The organism is Xanthomonas sp. WHRI 1810A (genome assembly GCF_040202885.1).
GTDB lineage: Bacteria > Pseudomonadota > Gammaproteobacteria > Pseudomonadales > Pseudomonadaceae > Aquipseudomonas.
The window spans coordinates 343,768-367,723 of record NZ_JBEGED010000003.1; the positions used below are offsets into that span (position 1 = coordinate 343,768).

Annotated in this window: 25 protein-coding genes and 1 pseudogene; 18 read left to right on the forward strand and 8 right to left on the reverse strand. The window is 60.1% G+C overall.

All coding sequences use genetic code 11. The annotated features are described in order from the left end of the window. The first annotated feature begins 23 nt into the window (after nucleotides 1-23). Nucleotides 24-803 carry an exodeoxyribonuclease III gene (locus ABQX22_RS07640; protein ID WP_065988229.1) on the forward strand — a complete coding sequence of 260 codons (780 nt, stop codon included), beginning with the start codon at nucleotides 24-26 and terminating at the stop codon, nucleotides 801-803. 69 nt (nucleotides 804-872) lie between these two features. Here the strand turns inward: ABQX22_RS07640 and ABQX22_RS07645 are convergent, their stop codons facing one another. Both ABQX22_RS07645 and rph read right to left on the reverse strand, forming a co-directional pair. After that, nucleotides 873-1,184: a DUF4870 domain-containing protein gene (locus tag ABQX22_RS07645; RefSeq protein ID WP_349798091.1), complete on the reverse strand. Its 312-nt coding sequence runs from the start codon at nucleotides 1,182-1,184 to the stop codon at nucleotides 873-875. Nucleotides 1,185-1,268: 84 nt separating this feature from the next. Further along, a complete protein-coding gene (gene rph, locus ABQX22_RS07650) occupies nucleotides 1,269-1,991 on the reverse strand; it encodes a ribonuclease PH (RefSeq protein WP_111754311.1) in 723 nt (240 codons plus the stop codon). 309 nt (nucleotides 1,992-2,300) lie between these two features. On the opposite strand from rph, the gene ABQX22_RS07655 reads away from it, so the two are divergent. The 6 genes and pseudogenes from ABQX22_RS07655 (at nucleotide 2,301) to ABQX22_RS07680 (ending at nucleotide 7,614) form a co-directional block, all read left to right on the forward strand. Next, nucleotides 2,301-3,152 carry a YicC/YloC family endoribonuclease gene (locus ABQX22_RS07655; protein WP_349798093.1) on the forward strand — a complete coding sequence of 284 codons (852 nt, stop codon included), beginning with the start codon at nucleotides 2,301-2,303 and terminating at the stop codon, nucleotides 3,150-3,152. 13 nt (nucleotides 3,153-3,165) lie between these two features. Then, complete coding sequence (gene gmk / locus ABQX22_RS07660) at nucleotides 3,166-3,786, forward strand: guanylate kinase (protein ID WP_349798158.1); 621 nt, start codon at nucleotides 3,166-3,168, stop codon at nucleotides 3,784-3,786. 195 nt (nucleotides 3,787-3,981) lie between these two features. Next, nucleotides 3,982-4,200, forward strand: a pseudogene (rpoZ, locus tag ABQX22_RS07665) (DNA-directed RNA polymerase subunit omega); the annotation flags it as partial. Between the two features lie 105 nt (nucleotides 4,201-4,305). Continuing rightward, complete coding sequence (spoT, locus tag ABQX22_RS07670; protein WP_349798097.1) at nucleotides 4,306-6,414, forward strand: bifunctional GTP diphosphokinase/guanosine-3',5'-bis pyrophosphate 3'-pyrophosphohydrolase; 2,109 nt, start codon at nucleotides 4,306-4,308, stop codon at nucleotides 6,412-6,414. 25 nt (nucleotides 6,415-6,439) lie between these two features. Further along, nucleotides 6,440-6,820: a RidA family protein gene (locus tag ABQX22_RS07675; RefSeq protein WP_349798099.1), complete on the forward strand. Its 381-nt coding sequence runs from the start codon at nucleotides 6,440-6,442 to the stop codon at nucleotides 6,818-6,820. 56 nt (nucleotides 6,821-6,876) lie between these two features. Further along, entirely contained in the window at nucleotides 6,877-7,614 is a 738-nt protein-coding gene (locus ABQX22_RS07680; RefSeq protein ID WP_349798101.1) for a hypothetical protein, read from the forward strand. A gap of 116 nt (nucleotides 7,615-7,730) precedes the next feature. On the opposite strand, the gene ABQX22_RS07685 is transcribed toward ABQX22_RS07680, so the two are convergent. Further along, the gene (locus ABQX22_RS07685; RefSeq protein WP_349798103.1) at nucleotides 7,731-8,588 is read right to left on the reverse strand and encodes an SDR family oxidoreductase; all 858 of its coding nucleotides are present in this window, start codon (nucleotides 8,586-8,588) and stop codon (nucleotides 7,731-7,733) included. A 209-nt stretch (nucleotides 8,589-8,797) separates the two neighbouring features. Here ABQX22_RS07685 and exbB point away from each other — a divergent pair, with 209 nt between their 5' ends. The 6 genes from exbB (at nucleotide 8,798) to ABQX22_RS07715 (ending at nucleotide 15,514) form a co-directional block, all read left to right on the forward strand. Further along, nucleotides 8,798-9,763 carry a tonB-system energizer ExbB gene (gene exbB, locus ABQX22_RS07690; RefSeq protein WP_349798105.1) on the forward strand — a complete coding sequence of 322 codons (966 nt, stop codon included), beginning with the start codon at nucleotides 8,798-8,800 and terminating at the stop codon, nucleotides 9,761-9,763. 3 nt (nucleotides 9,764-9,766) lie between these two features. Continuing rightward, on the forward strand, nucleotides 9,767-10,192 hold the full coding sequence (gene exbD, locus ABQX22_RS07695) for a TonB system transport protein ExbD (RefSeq protein ID WP_349798107.1): 426 nt from the start codon (nucleotides 9,767-9,769) through the stop codon (nucleotides 10,190-10,192). Next, entirely contained in the window at nucleotides 10,189-10,932 is a 744-nt protein-coding gene (locus ABQX22_RS07700) for an energy transducer TonB (protein ID WP_349798109.1), read from the forward strand. Before exbD ends, ABQX22_RS07700 begins: the two co-directional genes overlap by 4 nt. A 91-nt stretch (nucleotides 10,933-11,023) precedes the next feature. Beyond that, a complete protein-coding gene (locus ABQX22_RS07705; protein ID WP_349798111.1) occupies nucleotides 11,024-11,947 on the forward strand; it encodes a hydrogen peroxide-inducible genes activator in 924 nt (307 codons plus the stop codon). 9 nt (nucleotides 11,948-11,956) lie between these two features. After that, a complete protein-coding gene (recG, locus tag ABQX22_RS07710) occupies nucleotides 11,957-14,032 on the forward strand; it encodes an ATP-dependent DNA helicase RecG (protein ID WP_349798113.1) in 2,076 nt (691 codons plus the stop codon). Between the two features lie 87 nt (nucleotides 14,033-14,119). After that, a complete protein-coding gene (locus tag ABQX22_RS07715; protein ID WP_349798115.1) occupies nucleotides 14,120-15,514 on the forward strand; it encodes an aminoacyl-tRNA deacylase and HDOD domain-containing protein in 1,395 nt (464 codons plus the stop codon). Nucleotides 15,515-15,591: 77 nt separating this feature from the next. Here ABQX22_RS07715 and ABQX22_RS07720 read toward each other — a convergent pair whose 3' ends face one another. The 4 genes from ABQX22_RS07720 to ABQX22_RS07735 form a co-directional block, all read right to left on the reverse strand. Next, nucleotides 15,592-15,966: an SCP2 sterol-binding domain-containing protein gene (locus ABQX22_RS07720; protein WP_349798117.1), complete on the reverse strand. Its 375-nt coding sequence runs from the start codon at nucleotides 15,964-15,966 to the stop codon at nucleotides 15,592-15,594. Between the two features lie 214 nt (nucleotides 15,967-16,180). Beyond that, nucleotides 16,181-16,456 carry an HU family DNA-binding protein gene (locus ABQX22_RS07725; RefSeq protein ID WP_003177201.1) on the reverse strand — a complete coding sequence of 92 codons (276 nt, stop codon included), beginning with the start codon at nucleotides 16,454-16,456 and terminating at the stop codon, nucleotides 16,181-16,183. Nucleotides 16,457-16,645: 189 nt separating this feature from the next. Beyond that, a complete protein-coding gene (locus tag ABQX22_RS07730) occupies nucleotides 16,646-17,794 on the reverse strand; it encodes an NAD(P)/FAD-dependent oxidoreductase (RefSeq protein WP_349798120.1) in 1,149 nt (382 codons plus the stop codon). Between the two features lie 41 nt (nucleotides 17,795-17,835). Continuing rightward, on the reverse strand, nucleotides 17,836-18,003 hold the full coding sequence (locus tag ABQX22_RS07735) for a rubredoxin (RefSeq protein ID WP_002555879.1): 168 nt from the start codon (nucleotides 18,001-18,003) through the stop codon (nucleotides 17,836-17,838). Nucleotides 18,004-18,292: 289 nt separating this feature from the next. On the opposite strand from ABQX22_RS07735, the gene ABQX22_RS07740 reads away from it, so the two are divergent. Further along, a complete protein-coding gene (locus tag ABQX22_RS07740) occupies nucleotides 18,293-18,793 on the forward strand; it encodes a chorismate--pyruvate lyase family protein (protein WP_441005252.1) in 501 nt (166 codons plus the stop codon). Then, nucleotides 18,793-19,683 carry a 4-hydroxybenzoate octaprenyltransferase gene (ubiA, locus tag ABQX22_RS07745; protein WP_349798128.1) on the forward strand — a complete coding sequence of 297 codons (891 nt, stop codon included), beginning with the start codon at nucleotides 18,793-18,795 and terminating at the stop codon, nucleotides 19,681-19,683. The genes ABQX22_RS07740 and ubiA overlap by 1 nt, the downstream gene beginning before the upstream one ends. A 30-nt stretch (nucleotides 19,684-19,713) precedes the next feature. Here ubiA and ABQX22_RS07750 read toward each other — a convergent pair whose 3' ends face one another. Beyond that, a complete protein-coding gene (locus tag ABQX22_RS07750) occupies nucleotides 19,714-20,094 on the reverse strand; it encodes a COG4315 family predicted lipoprotein (RefSeq protein WP_349798130.1) in 381 nt (126 codons plus the stop codon). 173 nt (nucleotides 20,095-20,267) lie between these two features. On the opposite strand from ABQX22_RS07750, the gene phoB reads away from it, so the two are divergent. The 3 genes from phoB to ABQX22_RS07765 all read left to right on the forward strand — a co-directional run bounded on the left by phoB (nucleotide 20,268) and on the right by ABQX22_RS07765 (nucleotide 23,752). Then, complete coding sequence (gene phoB, locus ABQX22_RS07755) at nucleotides 20,268-20,957, forward strand: phosphate regulon transcriptional regulator PhoB (RefSeq protein ID WP_111758630.1); 690 nt, start codon at nucleotides 20,268-20,270, stop codon at nucleotides 20,955-20,957. Between the two features lie 54 nt (nucleotides 20,958-21,011). Then, entirely contained in the window at nucleotides 21,012-22,313 is a 1,302-nt protein-coding gene (gene phoR / locus ABQX22_RS07760) for a phosphate regulon sensor histidine kinase PhoR (protein ID WP_349798132.1), read from the forward strand. A gap of 98 nt (nucleotides 22,314-22,411) precedes the next feature. Then, complete coding sequence (locus tag ABQX22_RS07765; RefSeq protein ID WP_349798134.1) at nucleotides 22,412-23,752, forward strand: hemolysin family protein; 1,341 nt, start codon at nucleotides 22,412-22,414, stop codon at nucleotides 23,750-23,752. Nucleotides 23,753-23,956 lie beyond the last annotated feature (204 nt).

A 23,956-nucleotide genomic window follows, 5' to 3' on the forward strand; every position in this document is an offset into this window, starting at 1 on the left:
GCACGTGATTTTTGGGGCCATTTATGCGGATCATCAGTGTGAACGTAAATGGCATTCAAGCCGCAGTCGAGCGTGGTTTGCTCAGTTGGCTGCAAGCTCAGAATGCCGACGTCATCTGCCTTCAGGACACCCGCGCCTCCGCCTTCGAACTGGACGACCCAGCCTTCCAACTGGATGGCTACTTCCTTTATGCCTGCGAGGCTGAAGTGCCCGCACAAGGCGGCGTGGCTTTGTACTCGCGGTTGCAGCCAAAGGCGGTTATCAACGGTCTGGGGTTTGAAACAGCCGACCGTTACGGGCGTTACCTGCAAGCAGATTTCGACAAAGTCAGTATTGCCACCTTGCTGCTTCCCTCCGGGATGAACGGCGATGAAGACTTGAATCAGAAATTCAAGCTCATGGACGATTTCGGCAAGTACCTCGACAAGCAGCGGCGTAAACGTCGCGAGTACATTTATTGTGGCTCGCTCTACGTTGCGCAGCAGAAGCTGGACATCAAAAACTGGCGTGACAGCCAGCAGTCTCCGGGCTTCCTGGCGCCAGAACGCGCCTGGATGGATGAGATCGTTGGCAACATGGGTTATGTGGATGCGCTGCGAGAAGTCAGTCGCGAAGGCGATCAGTACAGCTGGTGGCCCGATAACGAACAGGCCGAGATGCTCAATCTGGGCTGGCGGTTCGATTATCAGTTGCTGACCCCAGGCCTGCGTCGCTTCGTGCGCAGTGCGCGCCTGCCCCGTCAGCCACGCTTTTCCCAGCATGCACCGCTGATCGTGGACTACGACTGGACGTTGACGATCTAACGTTCAATCGCCCACAAAAAAGCCGACTTCTCGTCGGCTTTGTTTTGTGCGCTGTTTACACTGCGCCGACTATTTCACCAGCCGCCAGGTGAACGGATAGCGGTACGCCAAACCGTCATTGGCCTTGATGCCCGCGATGATGGTGAGCACCAGCGCACCCACCCCCACCAGCATCAACAACGGAAAGCCGATCACCACGATCATCAGCAGAAAGCAGATCATCGCGGCGATGGAAACGGTGATCTGGAAATTCAGGGCTTCCTTGCCCTGCGCATCGATGAACGCATCGGTTTCTTTCTTGAGCTGCCACACAATCAGCGGCCCCAGCAAATTACCGAACGGGAATATCAGGCCGAAGAACGCCGCAAAGTGACAGAGCATCGCCCATTGGCGCGCTTCCTTACCCGGCAATGGAAGCGGAGGTTGACTGTCATCATCGTGCGTTCCCTGTGCTGATGGATGGAATCAGTCGGCCAGTGCAGCCGTCTGCAACTCAAACAACTCGGTCATGCCTTTCTGCGCCAACGCCAGCATTGCATTGAGCTCTTCCGGCTGGAAGGGAGCGCCTTCAGCCGTGCCCTGCACTTCGATGAAGCCGCCGGCGCTGGTCATGACGACGTTCAGGTCGGTCTCGGCAGCGGAATCTTCCAGATAATCCAGATCCAGCACGGGCTCGCCTTGATACATGCCCACCGAAACGGCAGCGATCATTTGCTTGAGCGGATCGCCACCCTTAAGGCCACCACGCTTTTTGATCACTTTCAGCGCGTCCGCCAGGGCAACCATGGCGCCTGTGATGGAGGCAGTGCGCGTACCGCCGTCCGCTTGAATGACGTCGCAATCGACATACAGCGTGACGTCGCCAAGCTTGGACATGTCCAGTGCGGCACGCAGTGAGCGACCAATCAGACGCTGAATCTCCAGGGTACGACCGCCCTGCTTGCCGCGGCTGGCTTCTCGCTGGTTACGCTCGCCGGTGGCGCGTGGCAGCATGCCGTACTCGGCCGTCAACCAACCCTGGCCCTGGCCTTTGAGAAAGCGCGGTACGCCGTTTTCGACGCTGACGGTGCAGATCACTTTCGTGTCACCGAACTCGACCAGCACAGAACCCTCGGCGTGTTTGGTGTAGTTGCGGGTGATGCGGATCGAGCGGAGCTGATCGGCAGCGCGACCACTTGGACGTTTCATCTGGGATACCTGTACTGAGACGGAAAACTGCCGAGCATTATAGAGGCGACAACCGACACTGGGCACATCTAATCCGAGGTCGATGACCATTGGCAGCGTGCTCGACCGGAAAACTGCTACCAAGGTGCGGCTCGCCGGGGCACCATGCATCGCTTCAAACTTGCCATATTTGGGCGCAATCGCCGCACTGCGCTACAATCCTGCGCCTTTAAAGCCGGTCGATCTTTCACGACTCCCACTGGGCAATACACCGCCCGGTGCACGCTTTTTCACCGCCTGACTATTGAGGTAACTCCCATGGTGCATAGCATGACTGCCTTCGCCCGAGCCGAGCGCGCCGGCACCCAAGGCACGTTGAGCTGGGAATTGCGCTCGGTTAACCACCGCTACCTCGAACCCCATCTGCGCCTGCCGGAATCCTTTCGTGACCTGGAGGGCGCTGTGCGCGAGGCGCTGCGTCAGGGACTGTCTCGGGGCAAGGTCGAATGCACCTTGCGCTTCACAGAAGAAACCGCAGGCAAGCCGCTTCAGGTTGATCGCGAGCGCGCCAGTCAGTTGGTCGCCGCCGCGGAGATCGTCGCCAGCCTGATCAAGCAGCCTGCCGCGTTGAATCCGCTGGAAGTGCTGGCGTGGCCTGGTGTGCTGGTCGCCGATGCAACTGACCCGCAAGCCTTGAACAATGAAGCCATGGCACTCTTCACCACGGCGCTGGAGGAGCTCAAGGCCGGTCGCGGGCGCGAAGGCGAAGAGCTGGCAAAACTTCTCGACGAGCGGCTGGCGGCGATCAAGACCGAAGTCACGACGTTGCGCACATTGGTGCCACAGATGCTCGCGACCCAACGGCAAAAGGTGCTCGACCGCTTCACCGACATGAAGGCCGAACTCGATCCGCAGCGGCTGGAGCAGGAAATGGTGCTGCTGGCGCAGAAGAGCGACGTCGCCGAAGAGCTTGATCGGCTCAGCACCCATGTCACCGAAGTGCGCCGCGTACTGAAAACCGGCGGACAAGCCGGGCGCCGCCTTGACTTCCTGATGCAGGAACTCAACCGCGAAGCCAACACACTGGGCTCCAAAGCCTTCGATCCTCGCAGCACTCAGGCAGCGGTCAACCTCAAGGTGTTGATCGAGCAGATGCGCGAACAAGTGCAGAACATTGAGTAAGGCCAACCTCGACATGACCCACAGCACCGGCACCCTGTACATCATTTCCGCCCCCTCGGGCGCAGGCAAGACCAGCCTGGTCAATGCCCTGACCAACGCTCAGCCGCAGATCCGCGTCTCGGTGTCCCACACCACGCGCGCCATGCGCCCAGGCGAAGTGGACGGCGTGAACTACCACTTCGTCGAACGCGCCGAATTCGTGCGCATGATTGAACACGGCGACTTTCTCGAGCAGGCCGAAGTCTTCGGCAACCTGTACGGCACGTCCCAGAGCAAGCTGCAGCAGACACTGGATGAAGGCCACGACCTGATTCTGGAAATCGACTGGCAGGGTGCGGCGCAGGTGCGAAAATGGATGCCCCAGGCTCGCTCGATCTTCATTCTGCCGCCGACCCAGCAGGCATTGCGCCAGCGCCTGACCAATCGTGGCCAGGACAGCGACGAAATCATCGAGGGCCGCATGCGTGAGGCGGTCAGCGAGATGAGCCACTACGTGGAATACGATTACATCGTGATCAACGATGATTTCGCCAGCGCGCTGGAAGACCTCAAGGCCATCTTCCGCGCCAACTTGCTGAGCCAGAACCACCAGCAACAGCGCTTCGGCGAATTGCTGGCGCAGCTGTTGGCGTAACTTCTGCAGGAGCCAACTTGTTGGCGAATCCCGTGAAGCGAGATCCCAGAAACACGGCTTCGCGAACAGGTTCACTCCTACAGATTGGGCGGCAGCGAAATCAGCGCTTCCCTAAACGCTGGTGATTTTTTAGACTGTCGAGTCCGCTCGCCCATCCGGGCAACGCGCATATCGCATTTGCTACGAGGAATACCCATGGCCCGCGTAACCGTTGAAGACTGCCTAGACCACGTGGATAACCGCTTTGAGCTGGTCATGCTCTCTACCAAGCGTGCTCGTCAACTGGCAACCGGCGGCAAAGAACCCAAGCTGGCGTGGGAAAATGACAAGCCTACCGTCATGGCATTGCGCGAAATCGCTGCCGGCCTGATGGATTACGCTGTAATTGCAGAAGCCGAAATCGTTGAAGATGAACCACTGTTCGCAGCATTCGAAGACGAGTCAGCCGAGGCCGTTTAAGCCTATGCCAGGGCGACGCAGTACGGCGCAGGGTCATAGTGATCGGCAGGACTCATTATCATGCCGAGCATAGACGCCCTCGCCGATCGCCTCTCGGCCTACCTCGGCAAAGACCAGGTCAATCTGGTCCGCCGGGCGTATTTCTACGCCGAACAAGCCCACGACGGCCAACGCCGTCGCAGCGGCGAGCCTTACGTCACGCATCCGCTGGCGGTGGCTAATATTCTTGCCGACATGCACATGGACCATCAGAGCCTGATGGCTGCCATGCTGCATGACGTGATCGAAGACACCGGCATCGCCAAGGAAGCGCTCAGTGCGCAGTTCGGCGAAACGGTGGCCGAGTTGGTCGATGGGGTCAGCAAACTGACCCAGATGAACTTCGAGACCAAAGCTGAAGCGCAAGCGGAAAACTTCCAGAAAATGGCCATGGCCATGGCGCGCGACATTCGCGTCATTCTGGTCAAGCTTGCAGACCGCCTGCACAACATGCGCACGCTGGAAGTCTTATCCGGCGAAAAGCGTCGCCGCATTGCCAAGGAAACCCTCGAAATCTATGCACCCATCGCCAATCGGCTGGGCATGCACAGCGTGCGCATTGAGTTCGAAGACCTGGGTTTCAAGGCGATGTACCCGATGCGTTCCTCGCGCATCGGCCAGGCCGTCAAGCGCGCCCGGGGCAATCGCAAGGAACTGGTCAACAAGATCGAGGAATCCCTGAGCCATTGCCTGGCAGTGGATGGCATCGAAGGGGAAGTCAGCGGGCGGCAGAAGCATCTGTACGGCATCTACAAAAAGATGCGCGGCAAGCGCCGGGCCTTCAACGAGATCATGGACGTGTATGCGTTCCGGATCATCGTCGACAAGGTCGATACCTGCTATCGCGTGCTCGGCGCTGTTCATAATTTGTACAAACCGCTGCCGGGCCGGTTCAAGGACTACATCGCTATCCCCAAAGCCAACGGCTATCAGTCGCTGCATACGACCTTGTTCGGCATGCACGGCGTACCCATTGAAATCCAGATTCGTACACGCGAAATGGAAGAAATGGCGAACAACGGGATCGCGGCGCACTGGCTGTACAAGTCTTCCGGTGATGAACAGCCAAAAGGCACCCACGCCCGGGCCCGTCAGTGGGTCAAGGGCGTGCTGGAAATGCAGCAGCGTGCGGGTAACTCGCTGGAGTTCATCGAGAGCGTCAAGATCGACCTGTTCCCGGATGAAGTGTACGTCTTCACCCCGAAAGGCCGGATCATGGAGCTGCCAAAAGGCTCCACCGCGGTCGACTTCGCCTACGCCGTGCACACCGACGTGGGCAACAGCTGCATCGCCTGTCGGATCAATCGTCGATTGGCCCCGCTGTCTGAACCGTTGCAAAGCGGCTCCACGGTGGAAATCGTCAGCGCTCCCGGCGCGCGCCCCAACCCGGCCTGGCTGAACTTTGTGGTCACCGGCAAGGCGCGCACGCACATTCGCCACGCGCTTAAACTGCAGCGCCGCTCTGAATCCATCAGCCTCGGTGAGCGCCTGCTGAACAAGGTGCTGAACGGTTTTGAAACCACGCTGGAAAAGATTCCGGCAGAGCGCGTGCAATTGATCCTCGCCGAGTACCGGGTCGAGGTCATCGAAGACCTCCTCGAAGACATCGGCCTGGGCAATCGCATGGCGTATGTCGTGGCCCGCCGCCTGCTTGCCAGCGAAGGCGAAGAACTGCCCAACGCCGAAGGCCCCTTGGCGATCCGTGGCACCGAAGGCCTGGTGTTGAGCTACGCCAAGTGCTGCACCCCTATCCCGGGTGATCCGATCGTGGGTCATTTGTCCGCAGGCAAGGGCATGGTCGTCCACCTGGACAACTGCCGGAACATCAGCGAACTGCGCCACAACCCCGAGAAATGCATCCAGCTGTCCTGGGCCAAGGACGTCACCGGCGAATTCAATGTCGAGCTGCGCGTCGAGCTGGAACATCAACGCGGCCTGATCGCGCTGCTGGCCAGCAGCGTCAACGCCGCCGACGGCAACATCGAGAAAATCAGCATGGACGAACGTGATGGTCGCATCAGCGTCGTCCAACTGGTGGTCAGTGTGCACGACCGCGTGCACCTGGCCCGCGTGATCAGAAAGCTGCGTGCCTTGGCCGGGGTGATCCGCATCACCCGCATGCGCGCGTAGCCACCCCCGACAACAGGAGTTCTTCATGAGCAAGACCGTTATCAACAGCGACAAGGCGCCTGCCGCCATCGGCCCTTATTCTCAGGCGATCAAGGCTGGCAACACTGTCTACATGTCCGGACAGATCCCGCTCGATCCGCAGACCATGGAGCTGGTAGAAGGCTTCGAGGCCCAAACCGTGCAGGTTTTCGAAAACCTCAAGTCGGTGGCTGAAGCGGCCGGCGGCTCGTTCAAGGACATCGTCAAACTCAACATCTTCCTGACTGACCTGAGCCATTTCGCCACGGTCAACGAAATCATGGGCAAATACTTCCAGCAACCGTATCCGGCCCGTGCCGCGATCGGCGTTGCCGCGCTGCCAAAAGGCGCCATGGTCGAGATGGACGCCATTCTCGTCATCGATTAAATCCCTCGCGGAGCATTTCTCGCTCCGCCACCCCTCTGAGCAGAAGGACTCCGTTTATGCGCGTTGCGTTCGCCCTCTCGCTGCTGGCTGTACTGTTAAGCGGCTGCGCCAGCCACTCCAACCGCAATCCCGACGGTACCTGGATCAATCAAACCGCTATCGACGCCGCCGCTGAAGGCGGAAATCTCCGTCAGGCGTTGCTGACCCACGGGCCCAATCTGGAATGGAACGTCGATACCAAGTCAGGCAAAGCCACCGCTTCCAATGGCTTTGAGCTCAGTGAAGGCAAGATTGTCAGCGCTGCCGAAGGCAGGCTGCACATAGACTTCTATGGCAACTCGTTTGAAGACCTGGCGATGGACAGCGATCAGTTGGTTCAGAAAGCCAGTGACTCCGGCCCCGAGCAGCATTTCGTCACGCCTAAAGAGGCTGCGCCTGCTGGCGCTCAGCCCGGCACCAGCTTCGAACGTGCACTGTACAGCGCCTACCTGGGTGGCAAATGGTCCATCGTTCAAGGCGAGGGCCAAGGCAGCGTGGTTGAATTCCAGGCTGACGGCAGCGTTTCCGGCTTGCCGAACAATGACCGTTTCGCGCTGTGTCTGGCGGGCGACTGTGCCGCCATGAGCGGTGAATACGACAGCATGTGGCTGGAGAAGAACGAAAAGGGCAATCCGTGGATTTTCGTGCGCAAAGGCAAGCAGCTTGAGATTTTCCAGGCTGTGAACAATGCCAAGGCGGATGAAATGCCTGACCTGCGTCCAGGCGCCAGCCAGTGGGTACTGCAGAAGAACTAACTGCCACTGCTTGACGTTGTAGGAGCGCGCTTGCCCGCGATTAATCTGTCCGGCAATGAACATTGGTCGGACAGATCGCCCATATCGCGGGCAAGCGCGCTCCTACCGTCAGCGACTCAATCCTGCGCCTCAAGCATCGCTTCATACCCTTCCCGATAACTCGGATAGCGCGGCGTCCAGCCCAGGGCTTTTGCCCGCGCGTTGCTGCATCGCTTGCTGCCTGCTCGCCGAATGCTCGTTTCGTCCGACCATTGAGTGACGTCCAGTCGCTGTCGCATCCAGTCCACCACCTCGGCCAACGGGTCAGGCGCGTCGTCGACCCCGATGTAGCAATCGTCCAACGGCACACCCTGTGCGTCCGACTGGAGCAGAAATGCCAAAAGCCCGGCCGCATCGTCAGCGTGAATCCGGTTGCCATATAAAGGCGGGCTGACCGCCACGCTGTAGCCCTGGCGTACTCGATTCATCAGGTCACTGCGACCCGGACCGTAGATACCGGTAAGCCTGACAACGCTGGCGGCGAAGCCACTGTGCAGCGCGACCTGCTCGGCTGCGAGCATGACCTCACCGGAGAATCCGCCTGCGTGCGTGGGCGACGTTTCATCTACCCACTCGCCCTGCTGCTGACCATACACACTGCTGCTGGAGACGAAAATCAACCGTTTGGGCCGCTGACCGCTGCGCCGGGTCCAGTCCAGCACGTGTCGCAAGCCGTCCACGTAGGCGGCCCGGTAGCCGGCTTCATCACGTTCGGTCGGGGTCGCGCAGTAGACCAGATAATCAAGCGGACCTTCCGGCCATTGAGCAGGCAGGCTGGCGTCAAACAAGTCGGCGCAGACACCAATAACGCCGCTGGGCAGATGCCCTACCGAACGGCGCAAGCCGAACATCGTCCAGGCATGGGGCATCAGCTGCGATGCCAGTCGGCTACCGATATCGCCGCAACCGGCAATCAAAATGCGAGGGGCTGGCATGTGAGGTCTCCACATCAAGATAAAAATCAAGCGCCTGAGGCGCAAAAAGGGGCTGGCGGAACGCGACTAAAGGAAAAAAAGAGACGCTGTTACTTTCGTTAACGAGAATTACTTGCAATAATACTGGCCCTTTGTTCTCCTCCGCTCGCCCTGTGCAAGCGTGACGCCTCCAGAACGAACACCTATTTTTCATCTCAGGTCCGGTCAGCATGATACCTACTCAGTCTTCCGCTTCGCTTATCAAGCTTTCACGCCTGCCCCGTGCTCTACACGGTATCGCGGCAATCCTGTTCAGCCTGATGCTGACCCCGGTCGCACTGGCCGACGCCACTGCACCGACGCAACCGGCCACCCAATCGGCGGCGCCTGCCATTACTCCAGTTGACAGCAGCGCCGCTCCGGCCGTTCAAGAGCCTGCCGCCCCTGTCGAAGCCGCTGATGCAGCGCCGGAAGACAACAGCCTGGGGATGTCCCACGACCTGTCGCCTTGGGGCATGTACCAAAACGCGGACATCGTCGTCAAAGCGGTGATGATCGGTCTGGCGATTGCCTCGATCATCACCTGGACCATCTGGATCTCCAAAGGCTTCGAACTGCTGGGCGCCAAGCGCCGTCTGCGCGGCGAGATCGCCAATCTGAAAAAAGCCCGCACCCTCGATGAAGCCAGTGTCAGTGCCAGCAAGCAAGGCACCCTGGCCAATCTGCTGGTCCATGACGCCCTCGAAGAAATGCGCCTGTCAGCCAACGCTCGCGAACGCGAGGGCATCAAGGAACGTGTGAGCTTCCGCCTCGAGCGCCTGGTCGCTGCCTGCGGCCGCAACATGAGCATGGGCACCGGCGTCCTCGCGACCATCGGCTCGACCGCCCCCTTTGTCGGCCTGTTCGGTACTGTCTGGGGCATCATGAACAGCTTCATCGGCATCGCCAAAACCCAAACCACCAACCTCGCCGTCGTAGCACCGGGCATCGCCGAAGCCCTGCTGGCCACTGCGCTGGGTCTGGTTGCCGCGATTCCAGCGGTGGTCATCTACAACGTCTTCGCCCGCTCCATTGCCGGCTACAAGGCACAAGTGTCCGATGCCTCCGCTCACGTGTTGCTGTTGGTGAGCCGCGATCTGGACCATCAGCCTGCCGTCGAGCGCAGCCAGTCGCCGCACATGGTAAAAATGGGGTAAGCCATGGGCCTGCATCTGAACGAAGGCGGCGACGATCTCGCCGAAAACCACGAAATCAACGTCACGCCGTTTATCGACGTCATGTTGGTACTGCTGATCATCTTCATGGTGGCAGCACCCCTGGCCACGGTGGACATCAAAGTCGACCTGCCCGCGTCCACGGCCAAGCCCGCACCCCGACCCGAAAATCCGGTTTTCCTCAGCGTCAAAGCCGATCAGAGCCTGTACCTGGGTGACGAGAAAGTGGCCCGCGAGCTGATCGGCCCGACGCTGGACGCCAAGACCAAGGGCAAGAAAGACACGACGATCTTCTTCCAGGCCGATAAAGGCGTGGATTATGGCGATCTGATGGAAGTCATGAACGCGCTACGTGGGGCCGGGTACCTGAAAGTCGGCCTGGTCGGTCTTGAGACGGTTGGTAAGAAATGATCAGTACGCGCCAAAAACTGACGCGCTATAGCGGTAGTCTGTTGTTGGTGCTGGCGGTGCATGCCATTGCGATCATTGTCGCTTTGCGCTGGCCGACCTCTCAGGCCATCGAGCTGCCACCGGCGGCCATGATGGTTGAGCTGGCGCCCGTTCCAGAACCTGCGCCGCCACCGCCGCCAAAGGTCGTGCAGCCACCGCAACCACCTGCGCCGGAAGAGGCGCTGCCGATTCCGCCGATTGTCGAGGCGCCAAAACCGGAAATCGTCGTTCCCAAACCGGTGAAGCCCAAGCCAAAACCGCAGCCGCCAAAGCCTGTGAAGAAGGTTGAGCCACCGAAGGAAGAGAAGCCTGCCGACGAAAAGCCGGTGGACACGCCGCCTTCCAACGCCAAGCCGGAAAAGTCGGCCGCACCCCAGGTCGCCCCCCCAAGCCCGCCAAGCAATGCCCTGCCCAGCTGGCAAGGGGATCTGTTGCGGCACTTGAGTAAATTCAAGCGCTACCCGGAAGACGCCCGTCGTCGCGGCACGCAAGGCATCAACCGCTTGCGCTTCGTGGTGGACAAGGACGGCAACGTGCTTTCCTACGAAATCGCAGGCACGTCAGGCAGCCCGGCACTGGATCGCGCGACCCTGGAAATGATTCGCCGTGCGCAGCCGTTGCCCAAGCCGCCGGCCGAATTGCTCAACAACGGTTCGCTGGAAGTGGTCGCACCCTTCGTTTATTCGCTGGATAAACGTTGAAATCTTGATTTTGTTACACCGACTGGGTTGATAACGTGCGTCTATCGATTGCACCCGCTATGCTGGGGCCGCAACTTCATGGACGCACGCTATGACTCTTACAGAATTGCGCTACATCGTCACCCTCGCCCAAGAGCAGCATTTCGGCCATGCGGCCGAGCGCTGCCATGTCAGCCAACCCACGCTCTCGGTTGGCGTCAAGAAGCTGGAAGATGAACTCGGTGTGCTGATTTTCGAGCGCAGCAAGAGTGCGGTACGTCTGACGCCCGTCGGCGAGGGCATCGTGGCTCAGGCGCAGAAAGTGCTGGAACAGGCGCAAGGCATCCGTGAGTTGGCCCAGACCGGCAAAAACCAACTGACCGCCCCACTGAAAGTTGGCGCGATCTACACCGTTGGCCCTTACCTGTTTCCACACCTCATCCCGCAGCTGCACCGGGTCGCCCCGCAGATGCCGCTGTACATCGAAGAAAACTTCACCCACGTCCTGCGCGACAAGCTGCGCAACGGTGAGCTGGACGCGATCATTATCGCGCTGCCGTTCAACGAATCCGACGTGCTGACGCTGTCCCTCTACGACGAACCGTTCTACGTCCTGATGCCCGCTGACCATCCGTGGACGCAAAAATCCACCATTGATGCCTCGGCGCTCAATGACAAGAGCCTGCTGCTGCTTGGTGAAGGTCACTGCTTCCGCGATCAGGTCCTGGAAGCCTGCCCAACCCTGGTCAAGGGCGGCGACAGCGCACGCCACACCACCGTGGAATCCAGCTCCCTGGAAACCATCCGGCACATGGTGGCATCCGGACTGGGTGTATCGATCCTGCCAATGTCCGCCGTCGACAGCCACCACTACGCACCCGGCGTGATCGAGGTGCGTCCACTCTCGCCGCCCGTGCCGTTCCGCACCGTTGCCATTGCCTGGCGCGCCAGCTTCCCCCGGCCGAAAGCCATCGAAATCCTCGCTGATTCGATTCGTCTGTGCTCGGTTGCCAAACCCAAAGCACAAGCGAGTTAAGCAGGCGGTATGACGGAGCTGTCCCACGTCTCGGTGACGGCGCTCAAGGGCGTCGGCGAGGCCATGGCTGAAAAGCTGGCGAAGGTCGGCCTGGAGAATATTCAGGACGTGCTTTTCCACCTGCCCTTGCGCTATCAGGATCGTACCCGTGTGGTGCCCATCGGCCAGTTGCGGCCGGGGCAGGATGCAGTGATCGAAGGTGTGGTCAGCGGCGCCGATGTGGTGATGGGCAAACGCCGCAGCCTGTTGGTCCGACTCGGCGACGGCACCGGCGTGCTGAGCCTGCGTTTTTATCATTTCAGCAATGCGCAGAAGGACGGCTTGAAACGCGGCACCCACGTTCGCTGCTATGGCGAGGCGCGTCCCGGTGCGTCGGGTCTGGAGATCTACCACCCCGAATACCGTGCGCTGACCGGGGATGAGCCGCCGCCGGTGGACCAGAACCTGACCCCCATCTACCCGACCACCGAAGGCCTGACCCAGCAACGCCTGCGCCAGTTGTGCCAACAAAGCCTGGCGATGCTCGGCCCCCAGAGCCTGCCGGACTGGCTGCCGGAAGAACTGGCGCGCGATTACCAGTTGGCGCCGCTGGATGAAGCCATTTGTTACCTGCACCACCCGCCGGCCGACGCCGACGTGGACGAACTGGCCCTGGGGCATCATTGGGCGCAACACCGACTCGCGTTCGAAGAGCTGTTGACCCACCAACTGTCGCAGCAACGGCTGCGTGAAAGTCTGCGCTCCCAGCGTGCACCGGCGCTGCCCAAGGCCAAAAAGCTGCCGAAGCAGTTCCTGGCCAATCTCGGCTTCCCCCCAACCGGCGCACAGCAACGGGTGGGCAATGAAATCGCCTACGACCTCAGTCAGCACGAACCGATGCTGCGCCTGATTCAGGGCGATGTTGGCGCCGGGAAAACCGTCGTCGCGGCGCTGGCTGCGTTGCAGGCGCTGGAAGCGGGCTATCAGGTGGCATTGATGGCGCCCACCGAAATTCTGGCTGAGCAGCACTTCATCAACTTCAAGCGCTGGCTCGAGCCGCTGGGTATCGAAACCGCCTGGCTGGCAGGCAAGCTCAAAGGCAAGGCGCGCGTGGCCTCGCTTGAACAGATTGCCGGTGGCGCGCAGATGGTGGTCGGCACGCACGCGCTGTTTCAGGACGAAGTCCAGTTCAAGAACCTCGCACTGGTGATCATCGACGAGCAGCACCGTTTCGGCGTTCAGCAACGGCTGGCCTTGCGCAAGAAAGGCGTGGGCGGTCGCATGTGCCCGCACCAGCTGATCATGACCGCCACGCCGATCCCGCGCACGCTGGCCATGAGCGCTTACGCGGACCTCGACACCTCGATCCTCGACGAATTGCCGCCCGGTCGTACACCCGTTAACACCGTACTGGTGGTCGATACCCGACGCATTGAAGTGGTCGAACGTGTACGCAATGCCTGCGCCGAAGGCCGTCAGGCGTATTGGGTGTGCACGCTGATCGAAGAATCCGAAGAGCTGACGTGCCAGGCGGCCGAAACCACGTTTGAAGAATTGACCAGCGCACTGGGCGAGCTGCGCGTAGGCTTGATCCACGGCCGCATGAAGCCCGCTGAAAAAGCCGCGGTGATGGCCGAGTTCAAGCAAGGCGCGCTGCAGTTATTGATCGCAACGACGGTGATTGAAGTGGGCGTCGATGTTCCCAACGCCAGCCTGATGATCATCGAGAACCCAGAGCGGCTGGGCCTGGCGCAGTTGCACCAGTTGCGCGGTCGGGTTGGACGTGGCAGCGCGGCCAGCCACTGCGTGCTGTTGTATCACCCGCCGCTGTCGCAGATCGGCCGCCAGCGTCTGGGGATCATGCGCGAGACCAACGACGGGTTTGTGATCGCCGAGAAGGACCTCGAACTTCGCGGCCCCGGTGAAATGCTCGGCACAAGGCAGACAGGTCTGCTTCAATTCAAGGTTGCCGATTTGATGCGCGACGCCGATCTGCTACCTGCCGTGAGGGATGCGGCGCAGGCGCTGCTTGAAAGGTGGCCCCAACACGTCAGTCCGCTGCTTGAGCGGTGGTTGCGACATGGCCAGCAATACGGCCAAGTGTGAAGCAGTAAACGCATTGCACCAGAGCCTCACACGCCGAGCAACTAAGCTGGTTATACTCCAACGATTGTAGGAAATTGGATCCATACCATGACAGAAGTTGCCCACGTCGATGTAACCCCAGATACCCCGTCTGCGATCCGGCAGTTGCTTGGCAAACTGGCCATCAGTTACCGCGAAGTCCTGGACGACAAAGTCCGGCCGCCCGCGCAGAAGGTGCAGGCCGTACTGGTAGACGACTCCGTGGGCACCCTGCTCGTTCTGTTCCCTCAGAACCATCTGCTGGACCTCAACCGGCTTACCGAGCTGACCGGCCGCCAATTGAAGGCTGTTTCGCAGGAACGCATCGAGCAGATGCTGGGCAAGCACAACCTGCGCATGCTGCCGGGGTTACTGGGACTGACCGGCTGTCCTTGTCTGTATGAAGAACGCATCCTTCAAGAGCCGCTGCTGTTGATCGACTCCGGCGAACCGGGTTTGCTGCTGGAAGTCTCCAGCGACGATTTCAGAAGCATGCTGAGCAAGGCCAGTGCCGCGCGGTTCGGCGAGCCTGTGACGTCTGTTCAACCGAACCTGACGCGCCCGGACGACGACCGCAAGGAAATCAACAAGGCGATGCAGGACTTCACGGCTCGCCGCATTCAGCAGCGCCTGGAAGCGACGGTCGAGATTCCGCCACTGGCCGACACCGCGCAGAAGATCATCAAACTGCGCGTCGACCCGGATGCCACCATTGATGACATCACCGGCGTGGTTGAAACCGACCCCTCTTTGGCCGCGCAAGTGGTCAGCTGGGCGTCCTCGCCGTATTACGGTTCTGCGGGCAAGATCCGATCGGTTGAAGACGCAATCGTGCGGGTATTGGGCTTCGATCTGGTTATTAACCTGGCCTTGGGCCTGGCGCTGGGTAAAACCCTGAGCCTGCCCAAGGATCATCCGCAGCACGCAACGCCGTATTGGCAGCAGTCGATCTACACCGCTGCCGTCATCGAAGGCCTGACCCGCGCAATGCCGCGCGCCAAGCGTCCGGAGAGTGGGCTGACGTATCTGGCCGGGCTGCTGCATAACTTCGGTTATCTGCTGCTGGCGCATGTGTTTCCGCCGCACTTTTCGCTGATCTGCCGCCAGATCGAGGTCAACCCGCATCTGCACCACAGCTTTGTGGAACAGCACCTGCTGGGTATCACGCGTGAGCAGATTGGCTCGTGGCTGATGCGCAACTGGGACATGCCCGAAGAACTTTCCACCGCGCTGCGTTTCCAGCACGACCCGCACTACGACGGCGAAAATGCGGCCTACGCCAACCTGGTGTTTCTGGCAGTGAGTCTGTTGAAAAAACAGGGCATCGGTTCAGGCCCGGTCGAAAGCATTCCGGATGATCTCTTTGAGCGCCTGGAGCTGACGCGCGAAAAGGCTGATGACGTGGTGCACAAGGTGCTCGAAGCAGAGTCGCTGCTGCGGGAGTTGGCCGCGCAGTTTCACTAGGGAACCTGCAGCTTCCCGCACTTGGCATCTGTGGGAGCGGGCAGGTCCGCTCCCACAAAGATTTTGCATAACCGCGGCTACTTCTTCTTTCTCGGCTTCAGGTACTTCATCAAGCCCTGAAACCACATCACCAGGCCCGTGTTGCCCTTCACCAGAATGTCCTTGTCCTGAATCCCCTGCATGAATGCCAGTTGCTTGTTCTTCGCCTGCAGCGCGGCGAAGCCAAACCCGGCGTCCTTGAAAGCGATCAAGAAGGCAGGCTCAGGGACCACGCCGCTACGGCTGCTTACCCGCAGGTCCTTGACGATGAAATGACGGGCCACCTTGCCGTCAAAGGTCTGCAATTGGAATGTCAGGTCCTTGCCCGCCAGCTGCTGGGCAAAGGCGGGGTTGTTGCGACTTGCCCGGGCCATCAGCAGCCCCAGCATCCACAGTAGAAAACGAAACTTCATGCGCAAGGCTCTCAACTGAACCGGTCTGGATGTAGCGACCGACCGGCAGTGTAACGGGGCTCAATAAAGCCGGGGCAAGTAGAACCCATCGGTCGCAAAGTGGCGAGGCAGACCGTCGCGTCGCTGACGACCAGGCATAAAAAAATGGGCATTCAACGCCTGTTGATATGCCCACTTTTCGTGCTCTGCGCCTCCCGCTAAGGCGTCGAGCGGTTTACGGGTTGACGCTGTCTTTCAAAAACTTGCCCGGTTTGAAGGCAACCGTGTTGCTTGCCTTGATTTTCACCGGCTCGCCAGTCTGAGGGTTTTTACCTGTGCGTGCGCCGCGATGACGTTGCAGAAACGTACCAAAGCCAACAAGCGTAACGCTGTCCTTGCGGTGCAATGCGCCGGTTATTTCTTCCAGGACGGCGTTGAGTACGCGATTGGCTTGTTCTTTGGTGAGATCTGCTTTTTCAGCGATGGCGGCTGCGAGTTCTGGTTTACGCATATGAAGCCTCTTTTACAGTTTTTTGTTGTTATGTGCCGTGCTACTCATCCTGAGCAGCGAGCAGGCGCCGCAACGGCTCTACGTTGCGGCTGACGGAAATGAGGATGGCACGCGGCCGAGAGCTGCGCCAGTGCGTGCTCGACGTTTGTAGGGACAAAAACGAGGGTTATCCGACAGAACGACCGGTATTTAAGCCAACAACGGCGGCAACGCCTTGTTCAGTGCCAGTTTTTCCATGACGGCAGTGCCGGTGAGTGCATAACCCAGCAGGTTGCCGCTGGCATCGTGGCACAACGCTTTGATGTCCGCGCCCTGCCCTTCAACGCTCCAGAAGCCCTCGGTACCCTTGGGCGGCGGCGAAACCACCAGCGGGCACACCGGCGTTTTGACCGTTACCGGCATTGGCCCGTATTTGACGGCGGTCGGCGTACCGGCCAGGGTTTGCGCCAGCGCACGGGCGCAGCTCATCAAGGGCATCACGTACAACAGGTTCAAGCCATCGACTTCAGCGCAATCGCCCAGTGCATAAATGTTGCCATGGGACGTTCGCAACTGACGGTCAACCACCACACCGCGTCCGACCTCAAGCCCCGCCGCTGCCGCCAGGTCCACCCGAGGCCGCAGGCCTACGGCCGACACCACCACATCACACGCCACGATCTGGCCATCGGACAAATGCGCTTCAAGCCCTTGTTCGGCTCGCGACAGACGGGTCAACACCGGGCCCAGGTGGAAACGCGCCCCCAGGCTTTCCAGCCCGGCTTGCACAGCGTTGGCCGCCGCAGGGTGCAGCAGCGTCGGCATGACTTGCTCGCAGGGTGCCAGCAAGTCGACTTCGTAGCCGCCGAGTATCAAATCATTGGCAAATTCGCAGCCGATCAGGCCGACACCCAGAATCAGCACTCGACGCTTGCCCGCCGCCGCCGCACGGAAGCGCGCGTAGTCTTCCAGATCATTGATCGGGAAAATCTCGTCGCCGGCATCCCCTTCCACCGGCACGCGCACCGCTTGCGCGCCCCACGCCAGGATCAAGTCGCGGTAGTGCACCGCTTCCTCGCCGATCCACAGACGCTTGTGACCGGGGTCTATGCCGCTGATGCGTGTATGGGTTCGAACCTCTGCCTTCAATTGTTCGGCCATGGTGCCGGGCTCGGCCATGCTCAGACCGTCAGCTTCCTTGTTCTTGCCAAAGCCGGTGGAAAGCATCGGCTTGGAATACGAACGGCCGTCGTCAGCGGTGATCAGCAGCAGCGGCGTTTCGCCATCGAGCTTGCGAAATTCCCGGGCAAGGTTGTAGCCCGCAAGGCCGGTGCCGATGATGACGACAGGTGCGTTCATGCGTTCTCCTGGTTGAAGGCCTGAATAAAAGGTAAGACGGATCAGCCGATTTCGATCATCTCGAAATCCATTTTGCCCACGCCGCAATCAGGGCAGAGCCAGTCCTCGGGGACATCCTGCCAGAGGGTTCCAGGCGCGATGCCGTCGTCCGGCCAACCATCGGCTTCGTTATAAATCAGGCCACAAACAATGCATTGCCACTTTTTCATCGGTCGATACTCTCAGGCTTTATGTGCTCAGGCGGGGTTCACGCGCCCAGTCTGTTCGCGTCACCGCCGATTTATTGACTGGGTCAGGGCGTTTTACTGATCGCAACGTCTGGAAGCAAGCGTCATCGTTGCAAACGACCTGCTCCGGTCGTCGGCCCGGACCCGCAACCATGCTAAGCTCGCCGCCTCGATTGCTGCCAAACCCCTACCTGCCGTGACCCAGCAAACTCCCGCATCCCCAACCCAGCATTGGCATCTGCGCGATCAATTGATCGACACCCCCGAGCCCATGATTCTGCGCTGGCTCTTCAATGAAGACTCATTGACCCGACGACTTACCCGGCTTTCGGACAACAGCTTCAGCGTCACGCCGCTGCACGAAGGCTGGCAAGCGCTGCGCGCCGACGAATGTGCTGCGCTGGAGCTGGCGCCAGGCAGTGAAGGCTGGGTCCGGGAAGTGTATTTGCGCGGTCATGGCGACAACTGGGTATTTGCACGCAGTGTCGCGGCCCGCAACGCACTGGAACACGACGGCCTGGACATGGAAGCGCTCGGCACGCGCTCACTGGGCGAGCTACTGTTCAGTGACCGCGCGTTTGTGCGCGGCCCGATGCAGGTCTGTCGTTATCCAGTGGCCTGGCTACCCGCAGCCGATGCACAAGAGGCGCTGTGGGCACGCCGTTCGTGCTTTCGCCGCGCGGGCTTGAGCATCCTGGTCGCCGAAATCTTCCTACCCCTTGTGTGGCGTGTCATCGAGCGCGTCGAACCCTCCATTCCGGAGCGCCGCTAATGTACGTATCTCTGCTCAAATCCCTGAATCGCCTCAATCCCCGCGCATGGGACTTCGTGCAACTGACCCGCATCGACAAGCCCATCGGCGTCTACCTGCTGCTGTGGCCGACGCTGTGGGCACTGTGGATCGCCGGCAAAGGCGCGCCGTCGTTGGCCAATATCGTTATTTTCGTCCTGGGCGTGTTCCTGATGCGCGCCGCCGGCTGTGTGATCAACGATTACGCCGACCGCAAGGTCGATGGCCACGTCAAACGCACGGAACATCGCCCGCTGGTGAGCGGCAAAGTCAGCAGCAAAGAAGCGCTAGTGTTGTTTGCTGTCCTGGTGGGCGCAAGCTTTCTGCTGGTGCTGCTGACCAACTCAACGACGATCTGGCTATCGTTTGGCGGTCTGGCACTGGCCGCGTGCTATCCGTTCATGAAGCGCTACACCTATTACCCGCAAGTGGTGCTGGGCGCCGCGTTCTCCTGGGGGATGCCCATGGCCTTCACCGCTGAGACTGGTGACGTCCCGGCCGCTGCGTGGCTGTTGTATATCGCTAACCTGCTGTGGACGGTGGGTTACGACACGTATTACGCCATGACCGATCGCGAAGACGACATGAAGATCGGCGTAAAATCGACGGCTGTGCTGTTTGGCGATGCTGACCGGGTTGTGATCCTCACGCTGCAATCCCTGGCGCTGGGATGCCTGCTGCTGGCCAGTGCCCGCTTTGCGCTGGGTCTGTGCTTTTATATCGGGCTACTGGTCGCGGCGGGGTGTTTCGTCTGGCAGTTCGTGTCGACCCGTGGCCGCGAGCCCGAGGCCTGCTTCAAGGCATTCCTGCATAACCACTGGGCGGGGCTGGCAATTTTCGTCGGGATCTTCATGGATTACGCCCTGCGCTGACACGGCGGTCAGCGCAGCGCGATCCGAGGCTCAGGGCTTGGCGATATGCCAGACGTCGCCCTTGCCGTCACCTTGTTTGTCGCCAGCGGCTTTGTCGCTTTTGAAGGTGTACAGCGCTTTGCCTTTGTAAACCCACTGGAATTTACCGTCGTCACGCTTGATGACGGTCCAGTCGCCCACGGATTTATCGGACTCCGATGCAGCGAGTGGCGGCCAATTGGTAGCGCACGTGTCGTTGCAGACGGATTTGCCGGCCGAGGTGTCCTTGTCGAAGGTGTAAAGCGTCATGCCATCGTGGGTCACCAGCATGCCGTCCTGAGTCATTGCAGGGTCGGCAGCGAATGCCAGGCCGGATGCAAAAAGCGCAGCGGCAGCCAGCAAACCCTTCAGGGAAGATGAAGATTTAGCCATCAGATGAATCCTCTTTTCTTGGTCGTTATTGGGCAAGAACGTTGTAGGACAATACCCCAAGCTTAGCGCTAGACCCACATCTGCCGCCAGCGACTCAACAACCTGTCACACGACTGCAATAATTCCGTTATCTAATGCGCCCCAAGACAGTTAAATGACAAGAGGTTCGAGGCATGGTTGGCAGGAGCATTCTGATCGTTGACGACGAAGCGCCGATTCGCGAGATGATCGCCGTTGCCCTGGAAATGGCTGGCTACGACTGCATGGAGGCTGAGAACTCGCAACAGGCTCACGCCATCATAGTGGATCGCAAACCCGACCTGATCCTGCTTGACTGGATGCTGCCCGGCACATCGGGCATCGAGTTGGCCCGCAGGCTCAAGCGCGACGAGCTGACCGGCGACATCCCGATCATCATGCTCACCGCCAAAGGCGAAGAAGACAACAAGATCCAGGGTCTTGAAGTCGGCGCCGATGATTACATCACCAAGCCCTTCTCCCCCCGTGAACTGGTTGCTCGCCTCAAAGCCGTGCTGCGCCGCGCAGGCCCTACCGATGGCGAATCGCCAATAGAAGTGGGTGGCCTGCTGCTCGACCCCATCAGCCACCGCGTGACCATCGACGGCAAGCCTGCCGAGATGGGCCCCACCGAATACCGCTTGCTGCAATTTTTCATGACGCACCAGGAACGCGCCTACACTCGCGGGCAATTGCTCGATCAGGTCTGGGGCGGCAACGTCTATGTCGAGGAGCGTACGGTCGATGTGCACATTCGTCGCCTGCGCAAAGCCCTCGGCGATGCCTACGAGAATCTGGTACAAACCGTGCGCGGCACTGGCTATCGCTTTTCGACCAAAAGCTGAAAAAGCGTTTGGGGCGATCGCCTGCAGTGTGCTCACGACAAGGACGCGTTTTAATTGAATCACAACTGGCACGGCACGCTGATTCGTCACCTGCTGCTATTGGTCACGGCTTCGCTGCTGGCTGGCCTCGTCAGCGGACATTACGGCTGGTGCCTGGCAATCGGTCTGGCGCTCTATCTGGCGTGGACGTTAAAACAGTTGATGCGCCTGCACCATTGGCTGCGCGATCACAAACCCGACGAGCCACCGCCTGACGGATACGGCTTGTGGGGCGAAGTCTTCGACAGCATTTATCACCTGCAGCGCCGTGACATGCGCGTGCGCGGACGCTTGCAAGCGGTCATCGACCGGGTTCAGGAGTCCACCGCCGCCCTGCGCGACGCGGTGATCATGCTCGACAGCGACGGCAACCTCGAATGGTGGAACCGCGCCGCCGAGACCCTGCTGGGCCTCAAGACCCCCCAGGACAGCGGCCAGCCCGTTACCAACCTGGTGCGCCACCCGCGCTTCAAAGAATATTTCGAGCAGAACAATTACGCCGAGCCGCTGGAAATCCCGTCGCCGGTCAGTGAGCGTCTGCGCATTCAGTTGCTGATCACCCGCTACGGCAACAACGAGCACCTGATGCTGGTGCGCGACGTCACGCGTATTCATCAGCTCGAACAGATGCGCAAGGACTTCGTCGCCAACGTTTCCCATGAACTGCGCACGCCGCTGACGGTGATCTGCGGTTACCTGGAAACCTTGCTCGACAATGTGGATGAGGTGAACCCGCGCTGGGTTCGCGCGCTGCAGCAGATGAATCAGCAAGGCGGGCGCATGCAGACGCTGCTCAATGACCTGCTGTTGCTGGCCAAGCTGGAGGCCACCGATTACCCGTCCGACAATCAGCCGGTGCAAGTCCCCGCATTGCTGCGCAGCATCGCCAATGATGCTCAGGCGTTGTCCGGCAGCAAAAATCAGGAAATCACCCTGGATATCGACGACGAGATCAATCTCAAGGGCAGCGAACCGGAACTGCGCAGTGCGTTTTCCAACCTGATTTTCAATGCGGTCAAATACACCCCTGCCGAAGGCAAGATCCGCGTGCGCTGGTGGACCGACTCACGCGGCGCGCATCTGAGCGTCCAAGACTCCGGGATTGGCATCGACAGTAAACATCTGCCGCGTCTGACTGAGCGCTTTTACCGGGTGGACTCAAGCCGGGCGTCCAACACCGGCGGCACTGGATTAGGGCTGGCCATTGTCAAACACGTCCTGCTGCGCCACCGCGCCACCCTTGAGATCAACAGCGTGATCGGCAAGGGCAGCGTGTTTATCTGCAACTTCCCGCCGATCCAAATGACCAAAGCCTAGCCAAGCTGGCCGATAGCCGCTAAATTGCGCCTCTTGTGCCGCCCTGTTTCCGGGCGGCACACCCCTTTTTGATCATACGGAATCCGCAAAACTCCATCATGGACCCTTCCCCTGCTTTAAGCCTCGCCTCCATCTTTGCCGACTTCGGCATGATTCTTTTCGCAATAATTCTGGTTCTGCTCAACGGCTTCTTCGTTGCCGCCGAATTCGCCATGGTCAAACTGCGCTCGACCCGGGTTGAATCCATCGCCGAAAAGAACGGCTGGCGCGGCCGCATTCTCCGTACCGTTCACAGCCAGCTCGACGCTTACCTGTCCGCCTGCCAGCTGGGTATTACCCTCGCCTCCCTGGGCCTTGGTTGGGTGGGCGAACCCGCATTTGCGCACCTGTTGGCGCCGGTGCTGGAAGCCGTAGGCGTGCAATCGCCGGAAGTGGTGAAAGGCGTTTCGTTCTTCTCCGCGTTCTTCATGATTTCCTACCTGCACATCGTAGTCGGTGAGCTGGCGCCCAAGTCGTGGGCCATCCGCAAACCCGAGCTGCTGTCGCTGTGGACGGCGGTCCCGCTGTACCTGTTCTATTGGGCGATGTACCCGGCCATTTACCTGCTCAACGCCAGCGCCAACGGCATTCTGCGCATTGCAGGCCAGGGCGAACCCGGCCCGCATCACGAACACCATTACAGCCGTGAAGAACTGAAACTGATTCTGCACTCCAGCCGTGGCCAGGATCCGAGTGATCAGGGGATGCGGGTGCTGGCGTCTGCCGTGGAAATGGGCGAGCTGGAAGTGGTCGACTGGGCGAACTCCCGCGAAGACCTGGTGACGCTGGATTGCAACGCCCCGCTCAAAGAGATCATGGCGCTGTTTCGTCGGCACAAGTTCAGCCGTTATCCGGTGTACGACGCTGATCGCGAAGTGTTCGTCGGTCTGCTGCACATCAAGGATCTGCTGCTGGAGCTGGCAGCCCTCGATCACATGCCCGAATCGTTCAACCTGGCCGAGCTGACGCGTCCGCTGGAGCGCGTGTCCAAGCACATGCCGCTGTCGCGACTGCTGGAGCAATTCCGCCAGGGCGGCGCGCACTTTGCGCTGGTGGAAGAAGCCGACGGCAAGGTCATCGGTTACCTGACCATGGAAGACGTGCTGGAAGTGTTGGTGGGCGACATTCAGGACGAACACCGCAAGGCCGAGCGTGGCATCCTGGCGTATCAGCCGGGCAAGCTGCTGGTGCGGGGTGATACGCCGCTGTTCAAGGTCGAGCGTCTGCTGGGCATTGACCTGGACCACGTCGAGGCCGAAACCCTGGCGGGTTTGATCTACGACAGCCTCAAACGCGTGCCCGAAGAAGAAGAGGTCATGGAAGTCGAAGGCCTGCGCATCATCATCAAAAAGATGAAAGGGCCCAAGATCGTGCTGGCCAAGGTGTTGAAGCTGGATTGATGGTAGCTATTCGCTGATCGTGTCTACGCGCCGCGTGGGAATGCCTTTGGTGACGCTCCGCGTCATAAACGGGACGCGGAGCGTGGGAACGATCATTCGTGGCTTTTGATTCTGGCCGGAGGCCGTAGGAGCGCAGCTTGCTCGCGATGGGCTGCGAAGCGGCCCTGAACCCAGTCAACCGGGTTGCGCCTGACACACCGCGTG

Coding starts and splice junctions, on each gene's coding strand:
- ABQX22_RS07640 (WP_065988229.1), top strand. CDS start 24: ATGCGGATCATCAGTGTGAACGTAAATGGCATTCAAGCCGCAGTCGAG.
- ABQX22_RS07645 (WP_349798091.1), bottom strand. CDS start 1,184: ATGCTCTGTCACTTTGCGGCGTTCTTCGGCCTGATATTCCCGTTCGGT.
- rph (WP_111754311.1), bottom strand. CDS start 1,991: ATGAAACGTCCAAGTGGTCGCGCTGCCGATCAGCTCCGCTCGATCCGC.
- ABQX22_RS07655 (WP_349798093.1), top strand. CDS start 2,301: ATGACTGCCTTCGCCCGAGCCGAGCGCGCCGGCACCCAAGGCACGTTG.
- gmk (WP_349798158.1), top strand. CDS start 3,166: ATGACCCACAGCACCGGCACCCTGTACATCATTTCCGCCCCCTCGGGC.
- spoT (WP_349798097.1), top strand. CDS start 4,306: ATGCCGAGCATAGACGCCCTCGCCGATCGCCTCTCGGCCTACCTCGGC.
- ABQX22_RS07675 (WP_349798099.1), top strand. CDS start 6,440: ATGAGCAAGACCGTTATCAACAGCGACAAGGCGCCTGCCGCCATCGGC.
- ABQX22_RS07680 (WP_349798101.1), top strand. CDS start 6,877: ATGCGCGTTGCGTTCGCCCTCTCGCTGCTGGCTGTACTGTTAAGCGGC.
- ABQX22_RS07685 (WP_349798103.1), bottom strand. CDS start 8,588: ATGCCAGCCCCTCGCATTTTGATTGCCGGTTGCGGCGATATCGGTAGC.
- exbB (WP_349798105.1), top strand. CDS start 8,798: ATGATACCTACTCAGTCTTCCGCTTCGCTTATCAAGCTTTCACGCCTG.
- exbD (WP_349798107.1), top strand. CDS start 9,767: ATGGGCCTGCATCTGAACGAAGGCGGCGACGATCTCGCCGAAAACCAC.
- ABQX22_RS07700 (WP_349798109.1), top strand. CDS start 10,189: ATGATCAGTACGCGCCAAAAACTGACGCGCTATAGCGGTAGTCTGTTG.
- ABQX22_RS07705 (WP_349798111.1), top strand. CDS start 11,024: ATGACTCTTACAGAATTGCGCTACATCGTCACCCTCGCCCAAGAGCAG.
- recG (WP_349798113.1), top strand. CDS start 11,957: ATGACGGAGCTGTCCCACGTCTCGGTGACGGCGCTCAAGGGCGTCGGC.
- ABQX22_RS07715 (WP_349798115.1), top strand. CDS start 14,120: ATGACAGAAGTTGCCCACGTCGATGTAACCCCAGATACCCCGTCTGCG.
- ABQX22_RS07720 (WP_349798117.1), bottom strand. CDS start 15,966: ATGAAGTTTCGTTTTCTACTGTGGATGCTGGGGCTGCTGATGGCCCGG.
- ABQX22_RS07725 (WP_003177201.1), bottom strand. CDS start 16,456: ATGCGTAAACCAGAACTCGCAGCCGCCATCGCTGAAAAAGCAGATCTC.
- ABQX22_RS07730 (WP_349798120.1), bottom strand. CDS start 17,794: ATGAACGCACCTGTCGTCATCATCGGCACCGGCCTTGCGGGCTACAAC.
- ABQX22_RS07735 (WP_002555879.1), bottom strand. CDS start 18,003: ATGAAAAAGTGGCAATGCATTGTTTGTGGCCTGATTTATAACGAAGCC.
- ABQX22_RS07740 (WP_441005252.1), top strand. CDS start 18,293: ATGATTCTGCGCTGGCTCTTCAATGAAGACTCATTGACCCGACGACTT.
- ubiA (WP_349798128.1), top strand. CDS start 18,793: ATGTACGTATCTCTGCTCAAATCCCTGAATCGCCTCAATCCCCGCGCA.
- ABQX22_RS07750 (WP_349798130.1), bottom strand. CDS start 20,094: ATGGCTAAATCTTCATCTTCCCTGAAGGGTTTGCTGGCTGCCGCTGCG.
- phoB (WP_111758630.1), top strand. CDS start 20,268: ATGGTTGGCAGGAGCATTCTGATCGTTGACGACGAAGCGCCGATTCGC.
- ABQX22_RS07765 (WP_349798134.1), top strand. CDS start 22,412: ATGGACCCTTCCCCTGCTTTAAGCCTCGCCTCCATCTTTGCCGACTTC.